This is a genomic window from Clostridium taeniosporum, assembly GCF_001735765.2.
GTDB lineage: Bacteria > Bacillota > Clostridia > Clostridiales > Clostridiaceae > Clostridium > Clostridium taeniosporum.
In genome coordinates this window covers 775,403-800,992 of record NZ_CP017253.2, presented here as the reverse complement: position 1 = coordinate 800,992, position 25,590 = coordinate 775,403, and the positions used below count along the sequence as shown (strand labels likewise).

The following is a 25,590-nucleotide window of genomic DNA, read 5'->3' as shown; positions in this document are numbered from 1 at the left end:
CTCCTTATATTTTTCTATAAATAAAGGTAGATGCCTTTTCAAAACCATATTCTTTATAGTTATAGATGCTTTCAGTAGCACCAACAAATAAAAGTCCACCTTTTTTTAATGAATTACTAAATTTTTTATAAATATTCTCTTTAGTATCGTTATTAAAATAAATAACAACATTTCTACAGACTATTAAATCAAAGTTAGTATCATATCTATCTAAAATCAAATCATGCTTTTTAAAAGTAACCATTGATTTAATTTTATTACTTACATAGTATTTATCGCCCTTTTTATCAAAATATTTACTTAAATCTTGATTTTTAATATTTTTTATTTCGTTACTAGTATATTCACCAATTTTAGCTTTAGATAAAATTGTATTATCTATATCTGTAGCTATTACATTATGTCTTCCTCTTGGAGCTATTTTATCTAACATAATAGAGATTGTGTATGGCTCGCAACCAATTGAACATGCTGCACTCCAAATTTTTAAATTAGGATTATTAGGTAATAAATCTGTTAACATTCTTTTTTCTAGTTCATTAAACAATTCTGGATTTCTAAAAAACTCAGTAACATTTATTGTTATAAAATCTAGAAATTTTTGTTTTTGGTTAGGATCATTTTTTATAGCTTTAGTATATTCATCTAAAGACTTAATTCCAACTCTACTCATCAAACTGTTAATTCTTCTATTAAGTTGATCGGGCTTATATGCTGATAAATTTATGCCTAATTCTCTATGAACCCATTTATGAAAATCATTAAAATCCATATTTTCCTCCTAATGTTTTTTTAAAATTTTAGTTATTTCATCACATATATTATAAAGTGGTAAAACTAAATCTACCTTGCCAGTTTCAAATGTTGCCTTAGGCATACCATAAATAGTACATGTAGACTCATCTTCCGATATAGTAATACCACCATAATCTTTCACATTGCTTGTACCCTTAGCGCCATCTCTACCCATACCTGTTAAAACCACAGATATTAAATTACCTCTATATGCTTTTATAGCAGAATCAAAAAGTTTATCTACAGCTGGTCTAACTCCCCATATGGGATCTTCCTCATTAAGATGAATTTTCCCATCAGTACCAACAGTCATATGGTATCCACCCTTAGCAATATATATTACGTTGTTTTCTATTTTAAGTCCCTCTTCTGCTTCTAAAACCCTAAGATTGCAAATTCTATTTAATCTTTCTGCAAAGGCTTTTGTAAAACCTGATGGCATATGCTGAACAACAAAAATAGGTACTCCAATATTTGATTGGAATTTAGTTAATAATTGTTGAAGTGCCTTAGGTCCACCAGTAGAAGCTCCAATAACAATAGCGTCAATTTTTTTATTTTTTATTATTGCTATATTTTTATGTTCAGACCTATTCAATTCTTTCATTTTTGCATGGTTATGCAAATTAGTATTCTTTAATGTAACTTTAGAAATCTCACTTGATTTATTATTTATTCTACTTCGTGTTCCTCTTTTAGATATAATTTTAATCTTTTCAATAAGATTTTCCTGCACTTTTCTTATATCTAAAGATATACTTCCTGAAGGCTTAGTTATGAAATCAATAGCTCCATTTTCTAAACATTCCATAGTTTTTTCCGAACCTTTTGTTGTTAAACTACTTAACATTATTATTGAATAGTTCTTATTTTTTTTATGTAATTCTTTTAATGTTTCCAAACCATCCATTTGGGGCATTTCTAAATCTAATGTTATTATATCAGGATTGAAATTATCAACTTTTTCAATAAGTTCTTTTCCATTTCTAAACTTAGCTATAACTTCTATTTCATTACCTTCTTCTAACATTTCTGATATCATTTTTCTCATGAAAGCAGAGTCATCAACAACTATAACTTTTATTTTACTCAATGTATTCACCTCTTTATAATTCCACAATTCCTACTCCCACTATTTTAAGTGTAACTTTGCCATCTAAAGCATTTAAAATCATGGTTCTTCCTTTGTTTCCGCCTACATCTTCAGCTATTATTCGAATTTTTTCCTCGCTTAAAGATTTTTTTACAGCTTGTATATTTCTTTTTCCTATATCCCCAACCATACTCTTATCTGAAAAACTAAACATAGATGCTCCACCAGCTATTTTAGCTATTAAATTTCTCTTTTGACAACCTTTAGCTTCCATCTTTTTTATTAATAAGGGAATTGCTAAATCAGCAAACTTCATTGGATTTGTTGCATTTTTAAATTGTGTGCTATCTGGGAGCATTATATGAGATAAACCCGCTAGTTTATTTCTTTTATCATATAATGCTATACCTATGCATGAACCCAATCCTATTGTCATTATTTTTCCAGGTGAGGATACCAAATTTAAATCAGCTATTCCAACCTTAACTTCTGTATTCTCCATTTTACCCCCTAAAATATACTTTGTTCTTCCTCCATAGATATAATTTTATCTACATCTAAAAGTATTATTATATTCTTATCCAATCTTATAAGACCACTAATATAATTTCTTGATAATGTAGTTGTTATTTCAGGAGAAACTTCTATTAAACTACTATCAATATCTTTTACTTCATATACATTTTCTACGATTATTCCAAATTTTTTATCATCTTTTTTTATAACTATTATTTTCTTTTCTTCTGAATCTTCATCATTTCCTAGATTAAATTTTGTCGATAAACTTATTATAGGTAATATACTCTCTTGATAATTAATAACCCCTTTTACAAAATTCGGGGAATCAGGAAGAATTGTAGGTTCTTCATACCCTAAGATTCTTTCTATATTTTTTATATCAGAAGCATAATATTCACCATTTAAACCAAATATTAATATCTTCATCTCATTCATCGCCATTATCTCTTGACCTCCTACAATAGAATTTTTTCTACAACTATCATACCATCTTTCCCTACATAAGCCTTTACATTTTTTGATGCAACTTCTAATGTAAATTGTTTTTCACCAAAACAAAAAACTGTATTTTGATATGCTATATCCCCTGTTATGCATCCTTTTTCAGATACCTCTAACCTTGTAAGTACACCAGCTATACTACCAACAGTCTTTACTTTAATTTGATCTTTAGCATGTAGTGTTCCACCTCTACATACTGATCCTGATTGAGTAAACTCAATATTATTTAAAGCTGTTATTTTAGATACATATTGTCCTTTTCCAGTTATAAATACACTTCCTGATGCCTTTATTGTAGAGTCTTGAGCATAATCTAGGTATACATCTACTGGAATGACTATTTCTTCTTCTAATGCTTCTATTTCACTTAATATCATATCTTTTAGTCCATAAAGCTCAGAATATCTTTTTATTTTTATAGGACCTAGTCCCATAATCTTTTTTCTAATGAAATTAATCATTTCTCTATCCGTAGAGTCGCTATTTTTTTCAAAACTTACTATAAGCATTGATAATCTAGGAATATTTTTAAATTTACTTTCTATTAATAATTTAATAATTTCTCCATCGGATTTATTATTGTCTAAAGTATTCTTGTCTTTTATTTGCTTTGTGTAACTAATTAAAGACTCTATTATACTATCGTACTTTTTTAATATTTCTAAATGCTTTTTTTTATCAATATCGTTTGCACCTGCACTTACTTTTGAATTTAGTACATTAGCAGATATATTAACTTGTCCACCTGCTATGATAGTTGCTTCTTCCACGTTTTTCCTTACCGTTACTGAATTACCTGCTTTTACATTAGTTCCACTTTTTATACTACCATTTATTTCAATATCCCCTATAAAATCTATATTACCAGTTTTTATATCTACATCTTTTAATTCATATACCTTATTAACACTATAAACACCAGATTTGCAAGAAGGCTTTCCTTCTATAGTTGAAATAACTTTATTATCTTCTAATTTACATCCTGTCCCAACTCTAATATTTATTTTAGGTGATGTTCTCCTTTTCACTTCATTCCCAAAAATATTTTTACCATTTTTACCTTGTACTCCATCTATTTTTTCTGCTAATATTTCTCCAGAACTAACATTTGATATTGAATACATATTTCTATAGTCTATTTTTGCATTTTCATCTTTTAAAGTTTTTTTCTTATCACTTTCAAAAAAAACTTTTATTGTATCAGGAACATCATTTATTACTTTGTCTCCTTGTGCTACTAACTCATTATCAACACAATAATTTTCACTTAATTCTTTAATTTTGTCTTTTAATACTCCATGAACAATTCCTTTATCTTTTAAAATTGTTATAAGTTCATCATAAGTATATTTAGGTGGATATTCACCTTTTTTCTTCTTTGCTTTTAAAATAATATCTCTACAACATGATTGGTCTACTAACTCAAAGGAATATTTAGGAGAATAGTTTATTGTAATATATGCTTGCATTTTGTCTTCTGAAGTAGTTATATTTATTTTTCTACTTCCTTCTTTTTTTATATATTCAACTTTTATATCATCCAAAGCTGTAACCTTTGTCTTTGATACACATTCTTCTCCATTTATAAAAAGCTTGATTCCATCACATGGATGTATCGTAACCGTTTCATTAGATGAATAATCTAAATTTTCGATTATTATTTTACCATTTTCCACTTTTATACCTTTATGAGTTTCATTTTCTTTATTGCTCATTTCTTTATCTTCTCTTGAATTGTTTTCTTGATTTTTTATTAAATCATTTGCTTTATTAACTTTCAAAATCTCTATTGTTACTTTTTTCTTAAAAAAAGTATTCTTTTGAGCAATAACTGTATATTCTAAGCAATCTTTTGATACCTTTAGTTCATCTGTTGCTTTTTCAAGACACTTTTCTAATGTTGTAGCTGAAAATACTAAACCCATAAGATTCACTCCTATAAAATAATTGTTTTTTTTAGTATATCATATAGGAAAATAATTTTATATATAATATGTTGTAATTTAATTACTTTTAATGTAATTATTAATTTTATCATTATAATATTTAATTAACTTACTAATAATTTCATTATTAGGTATCTTTATTGAATCAACCTGATTTATTGGCAATATTTTAGGAGATGTTCCTGATATAAACATACCATCTAGCTTATCTATATCTGAATATTTATAATTTATTTCTTGAACTTTTATTCCATTTTCAATAGCTAAATCTATTATCTCTCCCCTAGTAATGCCTGGTAATACAGCTTTAATAGGAGATGTTAATAAAATATTGTCTTTTAGCATAAATATATTAGATTTACTTCCTTCTGTTATATACCCATTTCTATCAACCAATATAGCTTCATATGTATGATTTTCTTTTATTTTCTTATTCACTTTTTCTCTGAAATCTAAATTAACTATCTTAGCATTAGGATTTTCTCTCTCTCCAAAATATAAAATAGTTTTAACCCCATTTTTATACATATCATCACTTGGATATGAATGCTTTATAAAGAATATTCTGAGTATCATTTCTTTAACATTATAAGTAATCTTAATATTTCCTTCTAACTTATCATTTGCTTTGACTAAATTTTGTATATCCCTTTTTATTTTATAAACATCTAAACAATACTCTAAATTTATAAGTTTAAATGAGTTTTCCATTCTTGATAAATGATTTTCTAAAAATAATGGTTTTCCTTGAATTATTCTTAGAACTTCATATATTGTTTTTCCAGAAACATTGTCATCCTTTAACTCTTTTACATCTTTAATTTTAGAATTATCAATAAAATAACTATCAACTGCTTCCATTTTGCACACTCCTTATAATAAAATTTATTTCCATCTTAGTATATCTATATCATGATTTTTTTTATAGTTAATTAAATAAGGTTTACCAACTAAATCTAAAAGTGGTTTGTCTGATAAAGAATCTGAAAACATATATGATTGTTTAAAATCTACATCTATATTTTCTTTTTCAAGTACTTCTTTTAATCTTCTTACTTTTTCTTCACCTTTACAATTAAACCCATCCATTTGTCTTACAAATCTTCCATCACTAAATTTAAATCTAGTTCCTATGACTCTGTCTACCTCTTTAATGTTATAAAATTTATTTATATAAAATTCTGGCGAAGCAGATATTAAATATATATCACATCCTTCTGCCTTAAGTTTTTTCATCATATCAATAGCGTCACTATACAAAAGATTATTCAATCTTTCTTTATAGAAACTATCAACAATTTTTTCTAAATCCTCTTCACCTATTCCATCTATAAATTTTAAAAATTTTTCCTTTACCATTTTTTCATCATAAAATCTTAACAAATACATAATCCCACAATATATTGCTCTCGGTAAAAATTTAATAGATTTTTTATCTTTTTTTATATAATATTTAAAAAATTCCATAAGTGTTTCTTTTTTTGTAATAGTAAAATCTATATCAAAAATTGCAATTTTCTTCATTTTAAACTAGTTCTCCTTAATTCATAACTATAATAAATCAAATTTCTAAATTTATCTATCTTTAATCATCACCATCTAATCAAACTTTTTTCTTTATTAACTTTGTTTATATCTAACCTTTAAATTATTAATTTCTTAATATTATAATAAATATACTATAATAAAGTTTTTACATCTGTATTAGTATGGTGACAATTACAAATTAGATTTTTTGAAATTTATATATAATAATTTTTCAAAAAAACCTCATGTTTTTAACAAGAGGTTTTTTTAATCATTATATTAAAATATATCTACTTTATTTTACTTAAAAATACAGATAATCTGTCTATACCTTTTTCTATTATATCAATAGATGTAGCATATGATAATCTTATGTAATTATCTAATCCAAAACCACTTCCTGGTATAACTGCTACTTTTTCTTCTTCTAAAAGCATTTTTGAAAAATCTAAAGAATTACTTATATTATTTCCTTTAAAAGTAGTGTTTAAATACTTTTCTATATTAACCATTATGTAGAACGCACCATTTGGTCTTAATACTGATAATTCATCTATCTTACTTAACTTATCTAGCATAAAATTTCTTCTACTTTCAAACTCTTTTACCATTTTTTCTAAGTCTTCTTCTGGACCACTAAGAGCTTCTATTGCAGCATATTGAGTAATAGAATTTACATTTGATGTCATATGACTTTGAATACTTGTCATAAGTTTAGTTATTTTTTCATCAGTAGCTACATATCCTAGTCTCCATCCTGTCATAGCATATGTTTTAGATACTCCATTTATAACTATAGTTCTTCTATATGCATCATCATTTAAGCTTGCTATACTTATATGCTTTTCATTATCATAAATTAATTTTTCATATATTTCATCGGATACAATAAATAAATCATGTTTCTTAGCAAATTGTGCTATTTCATTAAGCTCTTCTTCATTATAAATAGTTCCTGTTGGATTATTAGGGCTATTTAACAATATTGCTTTAGTCTTATCTGTAACACGTTTTTCTAAATCTTCTATTGTATATTTATAGTTATTTTCTTTTAAATTTTCTACAAAAACTGGTATTCCATCCGCCAATTTAACAAGTTCTGGATAACTTACCCAATATGGAACTGGAATAAGTACTTCATCTCCCGGATTTAAAATCGCCATAAACACATTAGCTAAACATTGTTTTGCACCTGTAGATATAGTTATTTGATTTGGTTTATATTCTAAATTATTATCTTTTTTAAATTTTTTACAAATAACTTCTTTTAATTCTAATATTCCACCTACTGGAGTGTATTTTGTTTTTCCTTCTTCCATAGCTTTTATTGCAGCATTAATAATATTTTGTGGTGTATTAAAATCTGGTTCTCCTGCTCCAAAACTAACCACATCTACACCCTTATTTTTTAAAGCCTTTGCTTTTGCTGTAATTTCCAAAGTAATCGATGGACTAATATTTTCTGATTTTTTAGAAAGTTCCATTTTCTCTCCCCCATTTATTAGATAATTTTATATTAAACATTAAAGTCATACTCTTATTATATACAATAAAATATAACATTAATACTTTCAGTTGTAAATTAAAAGCACTTAATATCTTATTTATAAAGATTATACTTTAAATTTAAATATTTATATTAAAATATTTAAATTTAATAATTATAACTTATATATAATTTATTTTTTACATTAAAATAGACTTCAGTAAAATTACTAAAGTCTATAAATGTATTTTTATTTTTCTGATTCTGCTGCTTCTTGATAATAAGTTGATACTTTATTAAATTCTTCTTCGTCAGGAACTACTAATTCTTCTCCATCAACTCTGAAAAGATACATTGAACCATCTTCTCCATTTTCAGCTAATACATATTCTTTTCCTTCAACTTCAAATGCATCAACTATTGGACATGAAACTACATTTCCATTATCATCTTCTAAATCTACAACAAAAGATTCTTGTTCTCCACATCCACATCCGTGATCATGATCGTGTCCTTCACATCCACATCCGTCGTGTTCTCCACATCCGCATTTTTCTAAATCTTTATCCATAATTTAATTATCCTCCTTGCTAACAACTGTTGCTTTCTTCCATACTAATTCTACCCTTAAATGAATAAAATTAAAACCCTAAATAAAAATTATTTGAAAATTCCTTATAAAATCCCCATTATGGTAATGATTTTATATTTATTGCTAATTAAAATATACTTTTAAATTATTAATTCTCTTTGCCATACATATTTTATTATTATATATAAATTGTTTTTAAAATGGAATTTGTAAAAAATTATCGATTCAATAAAGAGTAGTTTACTAACTTTGAAATCATCCTTAACTTTTTCACATAAAAATTTATTTAAACTTTAAAAGTAGTAATTAATCTTCCTTCTGGCATCTCATCACTTAATCCACAGATATCTTCTACATCATCGCCATCCCATGTTGAAATAATATCACTATCTTCCTCTTTCCTTTTTTGCTTCTTTGATTTATTTTTCTTTTTCTTATTGTCAGCTTTACTAAATACAAATTCATTGTCACAATTCACTTTATCTTGTGTACTCAATTTATTATTTAATAAGTTTTCATCCAAAATTAATTTATCAGAAATATTTTTACTATTAATTGTAGAATTATTCTCCACATTAATAGTAACTAAATCTATACTAGATTTTTTATCATTATTAGGCTCTATAACTTTAATATTATTATTTTTACTTTCTGGTAATCCAAGATATTTTTTAGATTTATTTACATTAAATTTATTATGTGATTTTTTAATGTTGTTATATTTAACCTCACCATTAGATTTTAACCGATTCTCTTCATAATTATTATTAGATTCTTGTATTTTTGTTTTATACTGCTCTATGATTTTTGGGCTATCTGAAATTACTATATCATTTACAGCTTCTTCACTTTCTTCAACTTTTAAAGAATTTTTATTTTCTATATCTTTACTAATATTTAGAACCATGTTATTTTTATTTTCTTTTTCAAAATCAAATGTACTATTTTCCTCTTCTTTATTAACTATAGATTCCACATCATTTACTTTATGTTTTAAATCATTATTATCTGTTTTCTCTATAAGATTTTTATTAACCTTAGCAGAATTAATATCACTTAATTTTTCTTCAGCACATTTTACTTTTTCTGCAATATCAACTTTTTTCTTAGACCTAATATTTTGATGCTTAACAAAATTTCTAACTCTATAAACATTGTTTTCAGTTAATTCAACCATTTCTAAATCCATAAATACCTTTAAAGCTAATTTAACCTTTTTAGCACTTCTATTAAATTCTAAAGCTAGAGTTTCAACTGTATAAGGAATACTTTTTGAAAGATACAAATCTCCTTCTAAATTAACTTTACCTGCTAAAGTTAAAAGTCTAGTCCAAATATAATGAATAACATCCCTTTCTTCCATTGTATCTATTATCTTAAACTTAGTATCGTTATACATATCCACTCTTAGTTTTACTATTTTGCGTTCCATATTAAAAACATCCCTTCTAATTTTTTATCATATACATTAATTTTTATCCTTAAATTCATACACATTTTTTATTATGGCTAAGTTATGTATCTTAAGCTTCTAAATATATATATGCATTAGAAAGAAATATTACATAAAAATATATAATTTTTTATTAAAAAACAGATAAGATGTTTAAATCTTATCTGTTATAATAACAATTACCACTACCAATGATGAATCTTTTACAGTTCTTCTTGTTTAAATATTTTCCCAATTTTAAATCCTATACAAGAACAAAGTGGCTGCGCCACGTTTTTTAGTTGAGAGTGGATAATTGAGAATTGAAAGTTTTGGTTGAAAATTCTAAAGATTTTCTAAAAATATATACTTTAAAATTCTTCCAGGAATTTTTTCCTTAACTCTCCACTTTCCACCCTCAATTCTCAACTAATATTTGCTTTAACTTAAATTTTATCAGCCTTTCAGACTTTGAAAATTCTATACTTTCCTATACGCAAAAAAAGGATGACCATTTCTGGTCATCCTCTTATTTAAAGAATATAGTGAACATATTATTATTCAGCTAACTTCTTGTATCCTTCTAATCTTTCCATAGCATCATTGTAAGTCTTTTCAAATAATGCTTCTGCAGCTTCTGGGAATGCTTTAGCAAGTGAAGCGTATCTAACTTCTCCCATTAAGAATTCCTTAAAGTCAGCAGTTGGAGCTTTAGAATCTAAAGTGAATGGGTTCTTAGTTCCCTTTAATTGTGGATTATATCTGTACATTGCCCAGTATCCACATTCAGTTGCTCTCTTAGCTTCTAATTGGCTGTTACCCATACCAATCTTGATTCCATGGTTTATACATGGTGCATAACCTATGATTAATGATGGACCATTGTAAGCTTCTGCTTCTGCAATAGCTTTAAGAACTTGATTTCTATCAGCTCCCATGTTAACTTGTGCTACATATACGTAACCATAAGTCATAGCCATCATACCTAAATCTTTCTTCTTAGTTTTCTTACCTGAAGCAGCAAACTTAGCTATAGCAGCTGTTGGTGTAGATTTAGATGATTGTCCACCTGTATTTGAGTAAACTTCTGTATCAAATACAAATACATTTACGTCTTCTCCTGAAGCAAGAACATGGTCAACTCCACCGTATCCGATATCGTAAGCCCAACCGTCTCCTCCGAAGATCCATTGAGATCTCTTAACGAAGTAGTCTTTTTCAGCTAAAATTTCTTTAGCAGCTTCTGTACCAGATTTTTCTAAAGCAGCAACTAATTTAGTAGCTCTTTCTCTAGTTCCAGCACCTTCGTTCATGTTGTCTAACCATTCTTGTAATTCAGCCTTAGCTGGATCATTTGCAGCAATAGCAGCTTCTGCTCTTTCTGCAATTCTTTCTCTTATAGCCTTAACTCCTAAGAACATACCTAAACCATATTCAGCATTATCTTCGAATAATGAGTTAGCCCAAGCTGGACCATGGCCTTCTTTATTCTTACTATATGGAGTTGAAGGTGCAGATCCACCCCAGATTGATGAACATCCAGTTGCATTAGCGATCATCATTCTATCTCCAAATAATTGAGTTATAAGCTTAGCGTATGGAGTTTCTCCACAACCAGCACAAGCTCCTGAGAATTCAAGTAATGGTTGCTCAAATTGGCTACCCTTTACTGTATTCTTATTCATTGGGTTCTTCTTAGTTGATGTTTCGTTTACTAAGTAATCCCAAACTTCGATTTGATCGTGTTGACTTTCTTGTGGTTTCATAACTAATGCTTTTCCTGGAGCAGGACAAATTTGAGCACAGTTTCCACAACCAGAACAATCTAATGGTGTAACACCCATAGCATAGAATAATTTTTCTTCACTCTTAATAGCTTTAGCATCAACTACTTTTGCATTAGCTGGTGCAGCATTCTTTTCTGCTTCATTTAATAATATTGGTCTGATAGCAGCATGTGGACATACTAATGCACATTGGTTACATTGAATACATTTTTCAGCATCCCATTCAGGAACATTAACTGCAATTCCTCTTTTTTCAAATGCAGCAGTACCAGCTTCAAATGTACCATCTTCCATTCCAGCAAAAGCAGATACAGGAAGAGAATCTCCTTCTTGTCTATTCATTGGAATAACTATATTTTTAACGAATTCTGAAGCATTCTTAATTGGTGCTACTTCTTCGTCTTTAGCATCTTTCCAAGATTCTGGAATCTTGATTTCAACTATAGATTCAACACCCTTATCGATAGCTGCGTTGTTCATGTTAACAACTTTTTCACCCTTCTTACCATAAGAAGTTACAACAGAATCTTTTAAGTATTTAATAGCATCTTCAACTGGGATAATGCTAGCTAATTTGAAGAAAGCTGATTGCATTATCATATTGATTCTTCCACCAAGACCTATTTCTTGAGCTATAGCAACAGCATTTAAAGTATAGAACTTAATATTGTTGTTTGCCATAAATCTCTTGTATGAAGCAGGTAATTTTTCTTCTAATTCTTCTGGAGTCCAGATAGTATTTAATAAGAAAGTTGCTCCTGGTTTTAATCCTTCTAATACGTTATATTTGTGAACGTATGATTGATTAGAACAAGATACAAAATCTGCTTTATTGATTAAGTATGGAGACTTAATTGCCTTCTTACCAAATCTTAAATGAGATACTGTAATTCCACCTGATTTCTTTGAATCATAGAAGAAGTATCCTTGAGCATACATGTCTGTATGATCTCCGATAATCTTGATAGCACTCTTGTTTGCTCCAACAGTACCGTCTGATCCTAATCCCCAGAACTTACAAGCTGTAGTTCCTTGTGGAGTAGCATCTATATCTTTAGTTACTTCTAATGAAGTATTTGTTACGTCATCAACGATTCCGATAGTGAATCCATTCTTAGGTTCATCTTTAGCAAGGTTTGCGTAAACTGCAGCAATATGACCTGGATTTGGATCTTTTGATCCTAAACCGAATCTTCCGCCAACTATAAGTGGAGCATTTTCTTTTCCGTAGAATGCATTTCTAACGTCTAAGTATAATGGTTCTCCATCAGCACCTGGTTCTTTAGTCTTATCTAAAACAGCGATTTTCTTAACAGTGCTTGGTATAGCAGCTATTAATTTTTCAACTGAGAATGGTCTGTAAAGTCTTACTTTGATAAGTCCTACTTTTTCTCCATGTGCATTTAAGTAATCTATAGTTTCTTCAGCTACGTCTGTTACTGAACCCATAGCTATAACTATTCTATCTGCATCTTCTGCACCATAATAGTCGAAGCAGTGATATTCTCTACCAGTTAATTTAGTAATTTCAGCCATGTAGCTTTCAACTACGTCTGGTAATTCATTGTAGAATTTATTTACTGATTCTCTTTCTTGGAAGTAGATATCAGCATTTTGAGCTGTACCTCTAGTTACAGGATGATCTGGATTTAAAGCTCTTGCTCTGAAAGCTTTAACAGCATCCATGTCAACTAATTTAGCTAACTCATCATATTCTAATACTTCGATTTTTTGAATTTCGTGAGAAGTTCTAAAACCATCAAAGAAGTTTAAGAAAGGTATTCTAGATTTTATAGCAGTTAAATGTGCTACTGCTGATAAGTCCATAACTTCTTGAACTGATCCTTCAGCAAGCATAGCAAATCCAGTTTGTCTTGCTGCCATAACGTCTTGATGATCTCCAAATATGTTTAATGAAGATGTAGCTAATGCTCTAGCTGAAACGTGGAATACTCCTGGTAACATTTCACCTGATATCTTGTACATATTTGGTACCATTAATAATAAACCTTGAGAAGCTGTATAAGTAGTTGTTAATGCTCCAGCTTGTAAAGAACCGTGAACAGCTCCAGCAGCACCTGCTTCTGATTGCATTTCCATTACTTTAACAGTTTGTCCAAATATATTCTTTCTTCCTTGTGCAACCCATTCATCAACATGTTCTGCCATTGGTGATGATGGTGTAATTGGATATATTGCAGTTACTTCTGTAAACGCATAAGATACGTGAGCGGCTGCAGTATTACCATCCATAGTTTTCATTTTTCTCATCGCGTGACCCCTTCTTTCTATTATTTAAAGACATTAAATTTTTAACTTAATGTATAAATTAAAAATTTAACAATGTATTATATTATAAAAGTAAGTCGCCAAGACTTACTTCATAACCAATATTATTTAGCAAGTTTTCTACCTAATAATTGTGCATTTTCTAAATTTTCTTTTGTTGCAAACTCTTTTACTGTTAATTCTTCAATGCAATCAAATCCATATGATTTCATTTTATTAGCCCATAATTTCATGAATTTATCATCTGTCCATCCATGACTTCCAAACAAAATACATTTTTTATTGTTTATAGGTAAATCTTTTAAACTTTCAAGAAATGGCTGCATCTCTAACTTTTCTATATTGTCTTCATCCATTGCAGGACTTCCAAATGCTACAGAATCTGCTTCTATAACATCAACAACAGTGGCATCAGCAACATGTTTTATAGTTACTTTTGCTCCAGCTTCTTCAGCGCCATCGGCAATCATATTGGCCAGCATTTCCACACTACCACCACAACTCCAGTAAATGATTGACACCTTTTTCATAAATAGAACCATTCCTCTCAACACACAATAAATACTAATACTATGTTTACATTATAATAGTATTATAAATTAACTTACACACTTTATTATATATCACATATTTTTTTTTGCAAGTTTTGATTATATAAAGTTTATTAAAGTTGATTAATTATAAAGATCTATTCATTAAAATATTTCTTATTGTTAACCTACTTATTTTTTATGCTACTTAATATAACATCAATAATTAAGTCAATACTATTTTTTCCATTCGTATTATCCATAGAATTAAGTATGTCTTTTTTCTTAGATTTTAATTCTAAAATTTTATTATATAAAGTATTATCTACAAGTTCTTCTTCATTTAGGACTAAAGCATATCCTTCCTTCTTAAATGAATTAGAGTTTAAAATTTGATCTCCCCTACTAGCTTTTTTAGATAGCGGTATTAAAAGCATGGGTTTTCTTAAAGCTAAAAATTCAAATATAGAGTTTGCTCCTGCTCTAGATATTATATAATCAGCTGAATTCATTAAATCTGGTAATTCTTCTGACACATATTCAAACTGTTTATATCCATGTTTATTAGTAAGATTATTGTCTAAATTTCCTTTTCCACATATATGAATAATGTTAAAATCTTTCAGTATTAAATCTAAACTTCCCCTTATTTGATCATTTATTATTTTTGATCCTAGACTTCCTCCCATTATCAAAATAACTTCTTTATGATTTTTAAAATTACAAATTTTTAACCCATTCTCTTTATTTCCATGTAAAATTTCAGTTCTTATTGGACTACCTGTAAGCACACCTTTATTATCTTTTATATATTTAAGACTTTCCCTGAAAGTTACACATAATTTATTACAAAAAGGAGCACTCAATTTATTAGCAAGACCAGGTGTAATATCAGATTCATGAGCTACAACTGGTATTCTTCTTAAATAAGCAGCAATAACAACTGGAACAGCTACAAAACCGCCTTTTGAAAATACTACATCTGGCTTTTCTTTTTTTAATATTTTATTCGCATCTCCTATTCCTTTTAAAACCTTAAAAGGATCAGAAAAATTTTTAAAATCAAAATATCTTCTTAATTTTCCAGAAGATATTTTAAAGTATGGAATATTATTATTTTGAATTATCTCTTTTTCTATTCCATCTTTACTACCAATATATTTTACTTCAAATCCATTTTCTTTAAGTGCTGGAACTAAAGCTAAATTAGGTGTTACATGACCTGCTGTGCCTCCACCCGTCATTATCACTTTATATTTATACACCTTAACTCATCCTTTCATCATTATTAAATCCAAAGTGGATATACCATATTTTTAGTTGAAAGTATATATTTAAAATAAAAAATTCAAATTAAAAAGAATCAACTTTTCTAAAAATATCTCGAAATCCCAACATAAAATTTTTTCGATGATTTTAACTTTCCATTCTGAAATTTCAATTAAACCCTTATTATATTTTATTTAATACTTTCTTAATATAATAATTCTACTTATACATTATAACTATTAATTCTTATTAGTCACTAAAAATATCTATGTTATTTATAATTTTTTAATATTTTATCCATACCTACTTCTTTCTATTTTTTATCTACATACCAACTGTTTGTATACTATGTTAATCCTTATTTACCTTAATTTATATATCATAAAATTATTTTTTTTACACAAGCTATAAGCATAAAGGAGGTGACAAATATGAATAACAATACAGGTATGAATAACAATGCAGGATATAATAATCCTATAGTTCCAGAAGCTAAAGGAAAATTAGCACAATTCAAAAACGAAGTTGCTAACGAAATGGGTATACCATTTAAAGAATATAATGGTGATTTAAGCTCAAAGCAATGTGGAAGCGTTGGTGGAGAAATGGTTAAAAGAATGGTTCAACAATATGAAAATAACTTATAACTTTTAAAAACTCTTACCAAAACATTGAGCATATATTACTAACTATATTAGTTGCAATTTGAAAGTATCGGTGTAGAGCTTATATAAAATTTTAATAGAATATTAACATATCTAATGAAAATTCTATTAAATAAATTTTTATAAGCTCTATACTTTTTTGTTAATTTTTATATTACTTTTTATTAAGGCACATGAAATAAAATAATAAATCCAAAACTGTGATTGATATTTTTCATAAAACAAGAAGACAAAATATTATCATAGTGGACTTATTATGGTATTTTGTTGACACAGAATGAGAGAAAATATACTGACAGATGGATTTGTTATTTTTTTTAATTGTTCCTAATGTCATCTTCATTTATCTAATTTTATATAAATAACTTGACTTGTGCATTAATTTAAGAAAATTTACCATTGGATTATAATTCATATTTTACCAGTATAATTTTGAATAAAAAAGTAGCATATAAACCTCAAACATGTTAGATTATTGTTCTCAACCAAAATCTAAGGAGATTTATATGCTGACAACAATATTAAACCAAAACCAATTTATTAGCAACTATATTTTAGAGTTAAATCTGCCATATTCTTCTGTGATAAAGAATCATATGATAAATTTAACATCTGGAATAATCGTAACCGAAGGAAACAAAACAATTTCTTCAGCTTATAACAAGCTTACATCTAATCGACATAGAAGTACTGGTTCAAGATTTCTAAGTTCATATTCATGGAATCATGAATATGTTACGGAAGAACGTATATTTCATGCAATCTCTGAAATTTCAAATACTTGTGAAGATAATGATGTTGGATTCCTAATTATTGATGATACTTTGAGTAAGAAAAATACTTCAACTAAAAAAATTGAAGGTTTAGATTTTCACAATTCTCATGCAGATGGCAATAAACCAAAGTGGTCACACTGTTTGGTTACATCTCACTATAAGATTAAAGATCATTCTATACCTTTAAATTTCAAGCAATATCACCGAAAGGAATCTAGTAAAAAGCTATCTAAAAAGTTTTTAGATAAAAATGAGCTTGCAATGGAACTAATAAGTGAATTCACTCCAGCAACTAAAATCAATTATTTGCTGGTTGATTCATGGTATACTTCAGCAAAAATTTTGCTTCACGGTTTAATTAATGGTTGTCATACTATTGGCAGAATAAAATCTAATAGAGTAATATATCCAGCTGGCATTAAAACAAATGTCAAAGAGTTTTCTTCATACATTAGAACTAATGAAACTAGCTTAGTTACCGCTAGTAGCAACAAGTACTATGTTTATAGATATGAAGGAAAACTTAATGATATAGAAAATGCTGTTATACTTATAAGTTGGACTAAAGAAGATTTATCTGATAATCCATCATTTATTATAAGTACGGATGTATCGCTTGATAATAAAACTATAATTTCATATTACGAAAAGCGATGGGATATAGAGGTTAGTTATAGATATCATAAAACTGCTCTTGGTTTTGATGAATTTCAAATTCAATCTCTAGAATCAATACATAGGTATTGGAGTATGATATTTTTAACATATACTTTCATCGAGCTTTTCAGAATTAAATATGGTAAATTATATAAATTAAAAAATATTGGAGATGTAATATTACACTTCCGAAACAACTATTTGGTAAAAATAGTTACTTTTGCACATGAATGTGCAGATAACGGGATTAGTCTAGAGTCTACTATTTCCAAATTAGGACTAGTAGCTTAAATTTTTCCTATTTACTGCACAAGTCTAGTAAATAATCTATATTACTTGAATAGTATTAATTTAAATTATTTTTAATTATTAATCACACTTTCAAATTTATAAACATATCTAAATATTAAATGAATTCTGAAAATTTTCTGAAAATACTATTGTTTTTTATTTAACAATGTAGTATATTATACCTATAGAGTTAAATTAAAACTTTAATTCATATTTATTGATTTTAGTTTTTTATATTTTCTATACTATTAATTACAATGTAATCGTAAAACTAAGTCTTATTAGTGAATATCACACGCTTATTTTTAAATTAATTATTTTTAAATTAGCATTCAACAAAATATTTTAAGAATAATATAAGAGGTGTTGATAAGTTTTACATTGTTGTAGTAAACGTTTTTATAGATTTATTTGTTAATAAAATAACATTCATTAACTAGGGGGATACTTTATGAATTATTCAGAACAATTAAAAAACAAAACAATTACTGTAGAAAAAGCTTTATCACTTGTAAAATCAAACGATGAAATAGTTACTTCTTTAGGACCTTGTGAAGCAACTTTATTCATGTCAAGGCTTCATGAAATAAAAGACAAAGTAGAAAATGTAACTGTAGTTAGTATGCTTAGTGCTTTAGATTATAAATTTCATACTGATCCAAGTATGGCAGGACACTTTATAAATGAATCTACTTTCTTTGCTGGACCAGCTAGAAAAGCTCATCCAACAGGTTTAGTTTCATATATACCAACTCATCTTAGATATGCTGGTATTAATAGACTTGATTACAAAACTCCTAACATATTTATTGGTGCTGTTACTCCAATGGACAAGCACGGTTTCTTCTCATTATCACTTTCAACTGTATATGAAAGAGACTCTTTAGAAAAAGCTGATGTGGTAATATTTGAAGTAAAAAAAGATTTACCTAGAATATTTGGTGATACTTCAGTTCATATAAGCCAAGTAGATTATGTATATGAAAGTGATCAACCAGTACCTGAATTAACACCTAAAGAACCTACAGAAAAAGATTTTGTAATTGGTCAGTATATTGCAGATTTAGTAGAAGACGGTTCTACTATTCAACTCGGAATAGGTGGAATACCAAATGCTGTTGCTAAATCACTAATGACAAAAAAAGATTTAGGAATACACACTGAGATGATTACAGAAGGTGTAGTTGATTTATTTGAAGCTGGAGTTGTAAATAACAGCAAAAAAACTCTCCACAAAAATAAGATAATAGGTGCTTTTGCATTTGGTTCTAGAAGATTATATGATTTCTTAGATGATAATCCTTCTATCGAAATGAAAAGATGTTCTTATGTAAATAATCCTTACACTTTAGCTAAAAACTATAAGATGACATCTATAAATACATCTCTTTCAGTTGATTTAACTGGTCAATGTGCTTCTGAAAGTTTAGGATTTAGACAATACAGCGGAACCGGTGGACAAACTGATACTGGAATAGGTGCACAAATGAGTCCAGGAGGTAAATCTATAATTGCTTTATACTCTACCGCTAAAAATGGAACTATTTCTAGTATAGTACCTAGTCATTATATCGGTGCTGCTATTACATATTCTAGAAATGATGTACAATACGTTGTTACAGAATATGGTGTTGCTAACCTTCGTGGAAAGAGTATTAAAGAAAGAGTGGATAGCTTAATCTCCATAGCCCACCCCGATTTTAGACAAGAACTTAAGAAGGAAGCTGTTAAGAATAGAATTTGGTAAAGGAAGTGCTCATTATGGATAATAAAAGCAAATTAAAGGAAATCCTAAGCAAATTGGATTGTATTGATAATAAAGTTAATAATATTCAATATCAAATTTTCCAAACAAGTGAATATTCTGATACCTGTAGCTATATAGATTTTTTATATGACACTTATACAGAATCACTTATAGAAAATGCTTGCCAAGTAATAGGTGATTAATTTATTATAAACAAGGAAAATGATAAGTAAAACTTTCTATGGTTCTACTTATCATTTTTTATTAATAAATCATATATTATAAAATTAAATAAAACATTTATTTTAATATATTTTATCTATAATTTTGAATAACCAGTTGAATACTTATATTCCCATTATATTCATTTATATTTGGATAAAATATTAAATCTAAATTTATGCAATTAAACTCTCCATTATATAACTTCTGTAATTCTCCATAAGAATATTTTTTAATCATATACTGTTCAAATTCTTGAGCATCTCCAAAATAAATAGCATCCATAAATCTTCCATTTGAAGTTTTTAATTTTATCTTTAGTACATTCCTGTTTTGACCAAGTATCATTGCTTTTATTGCATTAATATTTTTAGCTCCAAAAAGTGGCTTAGAATTCCCTTTTCCAAACGGTTCTAGAATTTCTAAATCATTTATAATATCATAATTAATATTTTCTAAGCTTAAAGCTGAATCTATAGTTATTTTAGGAATTAAATCTTCAATAGTCAATGTAGTATTCTTGTTAAGCTGCTCTCTAAATAAATCTATATTTTTCTCATCTAGTGACAATCCAGCTGCCATAGGATGGCCACCAAATTTATTCAATAATTCTTTACATTTTAATAATTCTTCAAACATATTATATTCTTCTATGGATCTGCCTGACCCCTTAACGCCATTTTCCGCTCTTGTAAGAATTATAGTTGGAACATTATATTTTTCTCTCACCCTTCCAGCTATTATACCAGCTAAACTTTCATGTATTTCTGGAATATAAATAACAAATACCTTATCATTTGTCATATTGCTATTTTCTATTATTTCTATAGCTTTTTCTACTCCTTCATTTGTCATACTTTTTCTCTCATCATTTAATTCAACTAACTCTTTAGCTAAAGTTAAAGCTTCATCTTCATCTTCTGACAACAATAATCTTAATCCCTTTTTAGCTGAATCTAACCTTCCAGATGCATTTATACATGGACCTATAACAAACCCTAAATGATAAGTTGAAATTTCTTTTCCATCTATTTTTGTTTCTTTTATTAAAGCTTGTAGTCCTAAATTTTTAGTGCTATTTATCATCTTTAATCCATTTTTAACAAATATCCTATTCTCATCAATTAAATCAACAACATCACATACAGTTGCTATTGCCACAAACTCTATGAGTTTATAGAGGCTCTCTTTAGACACTGCCATTTCTTCATATAAAACTTCTATTAACTTAAACGCAACTCCTGCTCCACATATTTTATCAAACTTATACTCACATTCAATTTGTTTTGGATTAATTATCGCATCTGCTTCTGATGATATAAATTTTCTAGTTTGATTCTCTTCTTCAACAAATGGAATGTCATGATGATCAGTTACAATAACTGTCATTCCTAATTCCTTTGCATATTTTATTTGTTCTATTGCAGAAATTCCATTATCACATGTTAATAAAGTGTCTATACCATCATTTTTAGCTTCAAGTATAATTTTTTCATTTATACCATATCCATCTTTTATCCTATCTGGTATTTCATAATCAACATTAGCTCCACATCTTTTTAAAGCTATATATAATATATAAACGCTAATTACTCCATCAACATCATAATCCCCTATTATTCTAATTCTTTTTTTATATTCTATTTTCTCTTTTAATATATTAATGGCTTTTTTCATATCTTTCATTTCATATGGATCATATAAATTTTCATAATTAGGATTTATATAGTTTCTTATTATATCATCATTTATAATATTTCTATTTATCATAAGCTTACTTATTAATTCGCTAATACCATATTTCTTGGCTATATTCTTATAATCAGCCTTAATATTCTTAATAAACCATCTTTCTTTCATATACTCCTCACCTATTCACATATAATAACAAACAATCCACAATTTTACTTAAACTTCAATTCAAAAAGTGGATAAAATCGTGGATTCTTTATATTAAAAATCTTTTATTAAAATATTATCCTATAATTCAAACATTTAATAATTATTTATATAACATAGATTTAGCTAGTTCTTCTATATTATCATAACCCAATTTTTCAATTAATTTATAAGCAAATTCCATAGCTGTACCTGGACCTCTACTTGTTATTATATTTCCATCAACTACTACACTTTCTTCCTTATAATTACAATTAATAAGTTCATCTTCAAAGCCTGGATATGAAGTTATATCTTTGCCCTCTGTTAGTCCTGCTTTTCCAAGAACTATTGGAGCCGCGCATATTGCACCTATTAACTTTCCCTGTTGGTTATATCTATTAACAAAATCTATAACTCTAGAATCATCTCTTAAATTCTTTGATCCAGGCATTCCACCAGGAAGTGCTACTAAATCATATTCCATATCTGAATTAAATATTTTATCTGCTTTCATTGTGACTCCATGAGAAGAATTTACAAATTCTCCATTCATAGATACTAAATCGCAAACCATATTTGCTCTTCTTATTATGTCACATATCGTTAAAGCTTCTACTTCTTCAAATCCTTCTGCTAATAATACACATACCTTTTTCATAAAATCTCCTCCTCTTATTATACAATCATAACATCTTTTAATTCATCATTAATCATTAAAATAATATTAGTTCCTCTTCCAGCACGATTTTGAAGTTTTATATCTTCAACTGTAAATGTTAATTTTTCATTTGCTTTTGAAGTAAGTGATATCTGTTGTGATCTAGGTGATATTATAACCTTATTATCATCAGTTTCCATATATTTAGATATATATGTCCCAAATATAACTTCATCTTCTTCTCTTAAACTAATACCAGTAACTCCTGATGCTACCTTTCCCATAAGATTAACATTTTCAACCGGGAATCTTATAGCCATTCCCTTTTTAGTTATTATTATTAAATTACCTAAAGTTATATTATTTATATCTACTTCTACAACTTCATCATCATCAGTTTTTAATTTATAAAAAACTTGATTTTGAGTCTCTGCTCTGAATTCACTTAATAAAGTTTTTTTGACTAATCCTTTTTTACTAAATGAATAAATAGCTAAATTATCATCATAAGATGAAACTACACTTATTTTTATAATTTTTTCTTTTTTTTCTAACTTACCAGTAAATACTTCTAATTTAATATCTTCATTCATTACATTTTTCAGTAAGAATCCAGGTATCTTATATAATGCTCCTTTATTACTAAATAATAATAATGTATTAGTTGAAGTTATTCTTCCTCTAGTTTTATCTACTTTATGTGTTTTATAAGATTTAAGTGTATTTTTATCATTAATTCCTATATTAAATTCAAAATATTCTTCTTCTTTACTGTCATTTATTTGTATAATTTCATCATCTGTAGATAAATTAAATAATTGAGTAGGTAAAATATTTCTTGATGCATTCTCAAGTTCTGGTACTTCTATAGTAAATTCTAAATTAAATTTAGTTTTTATATTTATATAGTTATTATTTTCTTCTATATTTCTTAATTTCACATCTAATAATCCATCATTTTCTCTTAATTTTAATGCTTGAAGTTTACCATAAGATGTTTCAAATTTTTCTAAAGAACTTTCTTTTATTCCACCATTCTTAGTTATAAATCTAAAAATCTTATTAGGATTAAAATTATCCACTGATATAACTTCAACTATTTTTTCTTCTTCTAAGTTTAATGATTTAATTATAGTATCAATTCTTTCACCTTTTTCTTTCCACTTTAATTCTGGAATATTTATACCTTTTACTTGATACATAAAACCTTTTTCTGTAAAAATAAGAAGACTATCTCTTGTATTTGAATTTATTAAATACTCTAACTTATCTCCTTCTCTATATTCTATATCATCAGCATTAGAATTAGATCTAATATAATTTTTTACAGGTATTCTCTTTATAAAACCATCTTTAGATAAAGTAATCATAACTTCTTCCACTACTATAAGTTCTTCAACATTAATTTTACTCTTAGAATCATCTTCTATAATATGAGTTCTTCTTTCGTCACCATATTTATCGCTTATTTCTTTTAACTCATTTTTAATAACCTTTAATAATTCTTTTTCATTAGATAATATCTTTTCCAATCTCTTTATTGTTTTTTCAAGTTCTTTATATTCTTTTTCAAAAACTTTTATTTCTAGACCTGTAAGTCTATATAACATAAGTTCTAATATAGCTTGAGCTTGTTCTTGTGTAAAGTTAAATTTTTCTATTAAATTATTAGATGCATCTTTTTTAGATTTTGAACTTCTTATAGTTGCTATAACTTCATCTAATACATCAATAGCTTTTATAAATCCTTCAACTATATGAAATCTTTTTTTAGCTATTTCAAGTTCTTTTCTACTTCTTCTAGTTACTATGTCTTTTTGATGATTTACGTAATGCCTTATTATTTCTTTTAAACTCATAGTTTCAGGCTTACCATCTGCTAAAGCAACCATATTAAAACTTATATTACATTGAAGTTCTGTTTTTTTAAATAAATATTTAAGTATTTTATTTGCACTATCTTCATCTGCTGATTTTTTAAGTTCTATTACAGCCCTTATACCATTTCTATCAGACTCATCTCTAATATCAGTTATAAGTTCTAATGCTTTTGAGTGTTTTTTATCTCCTGTCATTTCAGAAATAGTTTGAAGTATCTTTGCCTTATTTCTTCTATAAGGAAATTCAGTAATAACTATACCTATTCTTCCATTATCTAATTTTTCAATAATGGTTTTGGCTCTATATGCCACTTTTCCTGTTCCACTTTCATAAGCTGACTTAAGTGATTTTTTTCCTATTAGTACTCCACCTGTAGGTAAATCTGGTCCTTTTATATATTCCATTAATTCCTTAGTAGATATTTCATTATTATCTATATAAACTAATACTCCATCTATTACTTCTTTTAAATTATGTGGAGGAATATTTGTTGCAAGACCTACAGCTATCCCAAAGGATCCATTTACCAACAAATTAGGATATCTACTCGGTAATACTTTTGGTTCAAATTCACTATCAGAATAGTTTGGAACCATATCTACAGTATCTTTATCTATATCTCTCAATATTTCCATGGAAATAGGTGCAAGTCTTGCTTCCGTATAACGCATTGCGGCAGCACTATCTCCATCTATAGATCCCCAGTTTCCATGTCCATCTATAAGTGGTGCTCTAGTTGAAAAATCCTGTGCTAAAATTGTCATTGCATCATATACTGAAGAATCTCCATGTGGATGAAATTTACCTAATATATCCCCTACTATTCTAGCTGATTTATAATAAGGTTTGTCTGGAAAAGCTTTTAAAAGATATGCACCATAAAGTATTCTTCTATGCACTGGTTTTAGTCCATCTCTTACATCCGGAAGAGCTCTTTCCTTGGCTACTTCTATAGCATAAGGCAAATAATTTTCTGGCATAGCTTCTTCTAATGGTATTTTAATTATATTATTATCTCTAGGTATACTTTGAACTTTTTTTGCCAT

At 27.5% G+C, this 25,590-nt stretch carries 20 protein-coding genes; 4 read left to right on the top strand and 16 right to left on the bottom strand.

The features are described 5' to 3' along the window. Positions 1-4: 4 nt before the first annotated feature. The 13 genes from BGI42_RS03820 to BGI42_RS03760 all read right to left on the bottom strand — a co-directional run bounded on the left by BGI42_RS03820 (position 5) and on the right by BGI42_RS03760 (position 15,762). Positions 5-772, bottom strand: coding sequence for a CheR family methyltransferase (locus BGI42_RS03820; protein WP_069679048.1), 768 nt, complete (start codon positions 770-772; stop codon positions 5-7). 9 nt (positions 773-781) lie between these two features. Continuing rightward, positions 782-1,888, bottom strand: a complete 1,107-nt coding sequence (locus BGI42_RS03815) for a protein-glutamate methylesterase/protein-glutamine glutaminase (RefSeq protein WP_069681022.1) — start codon at positions 1,886-1,888, stop codon at positions 782-784. Between the two features lie 13 nt (positions 1,889-1,901). Beyond that, entirely contained in the window at positions 1,902-2,390 is a 489-nt protein-coding gene (locus BGI42_RS03810) for a chemotaxis protein CheD (protein ID WP_069679047.1), read from the bottom strand. Between the two features lie 8 nt (positions 2,391-2,398). After that, positions 2,399-2,848, bottom strand: a complete 450-nt coding sequence (locus BGI42_RS03805; protein WP_069679046.1) for a chemotaxis protein CheW — start codon at positions 2,846-2,848, stop codon at positions 2,399-2,401. 14 nt (positions 2,849-2,862) lie between these two features. Next, positions 2,863-4,833 carry a DUF342 domain-containing protein gene (locus tag BGI42_RS03800; RefSeq protein WP_069679045.1) on the bottom strand — a complete coding sequence of 657 codons (1,971 nt, stop codon included), beginning with the start codon at positions 4,831-4,833 and terminating at the stop codon, positions 2,863-2,865. 78 nt (positions 4,834-4,911) lie between these two features. Next, complete coding sequence (locus tag BGI42_RS03795; RefSeq protein ID WP_069679044.1) at positions 4,912-5,715, bottom strand: aminotransferase class IV; 804 nt, start codon at positions 5,713-5,715, stop codon at positions 4,912-4,914. A gap of 24 nt (positions 5,716-5,739) precedes the next feature. Then, positions 5,740-6,378, bottom strand: a complete 639-nt coding sequence (locus BGI42_RS03790) for an HAD-IB family hydrolase (RefSeq protein WP_069679043.1) — start codon at positions 6,376-6,378, stop codon at positions 5,740-5,742. Between the two features lie 293 nt (positions 6,379-6,671). Further along, complete coding sequence (locus BGI42_RS03785; RefSeq protein ID WP_069679042.1) at positions 6,672-7,865, bottom strand: pyridoxal phosphate-dependent aminotransferase; 1,194 nt, start codon at positions 7,863-7,865, stop codon at positions 6,672-6,674. Positions 7,866-8,117: 252 nt separating this feature from the next. Continuing rightward, on the bottom strand, positions 8,118-8,438 hold the full coding sequence (locus BGI42_RS03780) for a DUF1292 domain-containing protein (protein WP_069679041.1): 321 nt from the start codon (positions 8,436-8,438) through the stop codon (positions 8,118-8,120). 307 nt (positions 8,439-8,745) lie between these two features. Further along, entirely contained in the window at positions 8,746-9,891 is a 1,146-nt protein-coding gene (locus tag BGI42_RS03775) for a phage replisome organizer N-terminal domain-containing protein (protein ID WP_069679040.1), read from the bottom strand. A 557-nt stretch (positions 9,892-10,448) separates the two neighbouring features. Beyond that, on the bottom strand, positions 10,449-13,949 hold the full coding sequence (gene nifJ, locus BGI42_RS03770) for a pyruvate:ferredoxin (flavodoxin) oxidoreductase (RefSeq protein WP_069679039.1): 3,501 nt from the start codon (positions 13,947-13,949) through the stop codon (positions 10,449-10,451). 122 nt (positions 13,950-14,071) lie between these two features. After that, positions 14,072-14,497, bottom strand: a complete 426-nt coding sequence (locus BGI42_RS03765) for a flavodoxin domain-containing protein (protein ID WP_069679038.1) — start codon at positions 14,495-14,497, stop codon at positions 14,072-14,074. Between the two features lie 188 nt (positions 14,498-14,685). Next, on the bottom strand, positions 14,686-15,762 hold the full coding sequence (locus BGI42_RS03760) for an undecaprenyldiphospho-muramoylpentapeptide beta-N-acetylglucosaminyltransferase (protein ID WP_069679037.1): 1,077 nt from the start codon (positions 15,760-15,762) through the stop codon (positions 14,686-14,688). A 453-nt stretch (positions 15,763-16,215) separates the two neighbouring features. On the opposite strand from BGI42_RS03760, the gene BGI42_RS03755 reads away from it, so the two are divergent. From BGI42_RS03755 to BGI42_RS03740, 4 genes are all read left to right on the top strand, one after another. After that, entirely contained in the window at positions 16,216-16,413 is a 198-nt protein-coding gene (locus BGI42_RS03755) for an alpha/beta-type small acid-soluble spore protein (RefSeq protein WP_069681021.1), read from the top strand. 482 nt (positions 16,414-16,895) lie between these two features. Then, on the top strand, positions 16,896-18,155 hold the full coding sequence (locus tag BGI42_RS03750; RefSeq protein ID WP_069679036.1) for an IS701 family transposase: 1,260 nt from the start codon (positions 16,896-16,898) through the stop codon (positions 18,153-18,155). Between the two features lie 451 nt (positions 18,156-18,606). Next, a complete protein-coding gene (locus BGI42_RS03745) occupies positions 18,607-19,902 on the top strand; it encodes an acetyl-CoA hydrolase/transferase family protein (protein WP_069679035.1) in 1,296 nt (431 codons plus the stop codon). 14 nt (positions 19,903-19,916) lie between these two features. Beyond that, the gene (locus BGI42_RS03740) at positions 19,917-20,105 is read left to right on the top strand and encodes a hypothetical protein (protein WP_069679034.1); all 189 of its coding nucleotides are present in this window, start codon (positions 19,917-19,919) and stop codon (positions 20,103-20,105) included. Positions 20,106-20,217: 112 nt separating this feature from the next. On the opposite strand, the gene recJ is transcribed toward BGI42_RS03740, so the two are convergent. From recJ to BGI42_RS03725, 3 genes are all read right to left on the bottom strand, one after another. Beyond that, positions 20,218-21,984, bottom strand: a complete 1,767-nt coding sequence (recJ, locus tag BGI42_RS03735; RefSeq protein ID WP_069679033.1) for a single-stranded-DNA-specific exonuclease RecJ — start codon at positions 21,982-21,984, stop codon at positions 20,218-20,220. A 142-nt stretch (positions 21,985-22,126) separates the two neighbouring features. Next, the gene (locus BGI42_RS03730; protein WP_069679032.1) at positions 22,127-22,663 is read right to left on the bottom strand and encodes a DJ-1 family glyoxalase III; all 537 of its coding nucleotides are present in this window, start codon (positions 22,661-22,663) and stop codon (positions 22,127-22,129) included. A gap of 17 nt (positions 22,664-22,680) precedes the next feature. After that, complete coding sequence (locus BGI42_RS03725) at positions 22,681-25,590, bottom strand: DNA topoisomerase IV subunit A (protein ID WP_105165895.1); 2,910 nt, start codon at positions 25,588-25,590, stop codon at positions 22,681-22,683.